This window comes from Rhizobium leguminosarum bv. viciae USDA 2370 (assembly GCF_002008365.1).
Lineage (GTDB): Bacteria > Pseudomonadota > Alphaproteobacteria > Rhizobiales > Rhizobiaceae > Rhizobium > Rhizobium leguminosarum.
Genome location: NZ_MRDL01000071.1, coordinates 1 through 2,223, shown reverse-complemented (window position 1 = coordinate 2,223; position 2,223 = coordinate 1). Strand labels below are relative to the sequence as shown.

Below are 2,223 nucleotides of genomic sequence, written 5' to 3'. Positions count from 1 at the left end.
TGTTAACGATTACATCGTAATTTAAGCGATGTTTTACTTCGCTGTTTCAGCCTTTGCATTTGCGGCATCGACGAGCGGCTTTAGGTATTCGAGCGAGACGCGTGCGACCCAGTCCGGCTCGATGCCCCGCTTGTGAAAGCCGCATTCCATCGACAGGTACCCATCGAAGCCGGTTTCGGCCAACGCTTCGATCAGCGCCGGCCAATCGCCCCTGCCCATACCCGGCGGCAGGCGCTCGTTGTCGGAGGCGTGGATGTGGACCAGGTCCTTGCCCATGGCGTAGGCATAGTCGCTCATCACCTCTTTTTCGGTGATGACATGATGGCCGTCGAACATCAGCTTGACGTTGGCCAGGCCGACATCCTTCATCATGTCGATCGTGTTGTCGCAGGTATTGACGATATTGCTGTCTTCCGGCGTCGGCTCGATGACGATCTCGACGCCGTAATCCTGCGCGAAGGTCGCAATCTCGGTGATGGCAGCCCTTGCCCAATCCCATGCCTGCCGATAGGTGGTGCCGAAGATGTACCAGCCAGGCAGGCAGATCAGCCGCTTGCCGCCCCAGTCGGCGGTCAGCTTGACCATGTCCTTGTAATGATCGATCGCCCAGAGACGCTCTTCGGGAATGGGAGAGGCAACGTTATTGCCCGGACCGCCGCCATGGGCCGGCAGCATCGCCGCCAGCTCCAGGCCATAGTCCTTCAACATCTGGGCAATATCCTTGCGGCGCTGCGCGCTGAGCGTCGGGGGAAACACATGCGGACTGGCGGCGCCGATTTCGATGGCATCATAGCCGATCTTCTTGACCCGCCGGAGGGTTTCCTCAAGCGTATAGGCCGGCAGCCACGTCGGATTGCTCGCATAGGGCCAGGTGTGCATTGCAAGCTTGATCGTCATCGAACCGCTCCTCAGACAGCCGTCTGCTTGATCTTTTCCCAGGCGCCGGTCTGGCCCGAGACGAGAATGGCATCGGCAATGCGCTCGATCTGCACACCGTCCTTGAAGTCCGGCGACGCCGGCTTGTTCTCGGCAATGGCCTTGAGGAAGTTGTACCATTCGATCGACTTGATATCGATGTAACCCTGCCCCATGCCCGCAACCGGCCAGAGCTTGTCGCCGAAGGGCTGGTTCGGACCGGAATAGATCGTGCGGAAGCCAAAGGCGTCGGCCGGATCATTGGCAAAGGCAACACGCAGTTCGTTCAGGCGCTGGTAATCAAACGCGATCGATCCACGCGTTCCATGGATCTCAAAGCCCAACTGGTTGTGATGGCCCCAGGAGTTACGGGTCACTTCGATCGTGCCATGCGCGCCGCTGGAGAACTTGATCATCGTCAGAGCCGTATCATCGACGTCAACTTTGCCTTTTTCCGTCGACGCCGCCCCGCTCGGCCCAAAAAAGCGACCTGCCGGCAAGGGACGCTCCGGAATGAAGGTCTTGACGATGGCGCTGACCTCATCGAACTCGCCGACCAGCAGGCGCGCCGCATCGATCACATGCGTGCCGATATCGCCGAGCGTACCCGAACCCGCCAGGGCCTTGTTGAAGCGCCAGGAAAGCGGCTTTTCCGGATCGGCGCCCCAGTCCTGCAAGTAATAGCCACGGAATGTCAGAATGTCGCCAATGCGGCCTTCCTCGATCAACTTCTTGGCCATCTGCAGCGCCGGCGTATGGCGATAGTTATAGGACACCATCGTCACGACGCCGGTTTCGTTGGCCGCCGCAAGCATCGCCTCAGCCTCTTCGACCGTCATCGACATCGGCTTTTCGCACATGATGTGCTTGCCGGCCTTGGCAGCCGCAATGGCGATCTCGGCATGCGTGCTGTTGGGCGTGCAGATGTCGACAATGTCGATGTCCGGGCGCGAAACAACGTCGCGCCAGTCGGTCGCATATTCCGCAAAGCCATATTGTTTGGCAGCGTTCTGCGCCAATTCCTCGTCGATGTCGACAACCACCTTGCGCTCGATTTCAACCGGAGAACCGAACAGGATCGGCACCACAGCGGTCGCAATCGAGTGAGCCTTTCCCATAAAGCCCGTACCGATCAGCGCAACATTCAACTTCTTCACCGCAAAAGCCTCCATATGGCGCGGAAAGCGTTCCGCACCCGATCAAACCAGAGACCGGACATCACGCCGGCCCCGTCAAGAAACTGTAATGTTAACGTATACAACACGAGAAAAACTCAATGTCAACGATTACATTGGAAATGTGATCGGG

General features: G+C 58.5%; 2 protein-coding genes. Both read right to left on the bottom strand.

Annotation, left to right across the window (positions count from 1 at the left end):
- Positions 1-33 precede the first annotated feature (33 nt).
- Positions 34-897 carry a sugar phosphate isomerase/epimerase family protein gene (locus tag BS629_RS37910; RefSeq protein WP_077988843.1) on the bottom strand — a complete coding sequence of 288 codons (864 nt, stop codon included), beginning with the start codon at positions 895-897 and terminating at the stop codon, positions 34-36.
- An 11-nt stretch (positions 898-908) separates the two neighbouring features.
- A complete protein-coding gene (locus tag BS629_RS37905; RefSeq protein ID WP_077988844.1) occupies positions 909-2,072 on the bottom strand; it encodes a Gfo/Idh/MocA family protein in 1,164 nt (387 codons plus the stop codon).
- Positions 2,073-2,223: the final 151 nt, after the last annotated feature.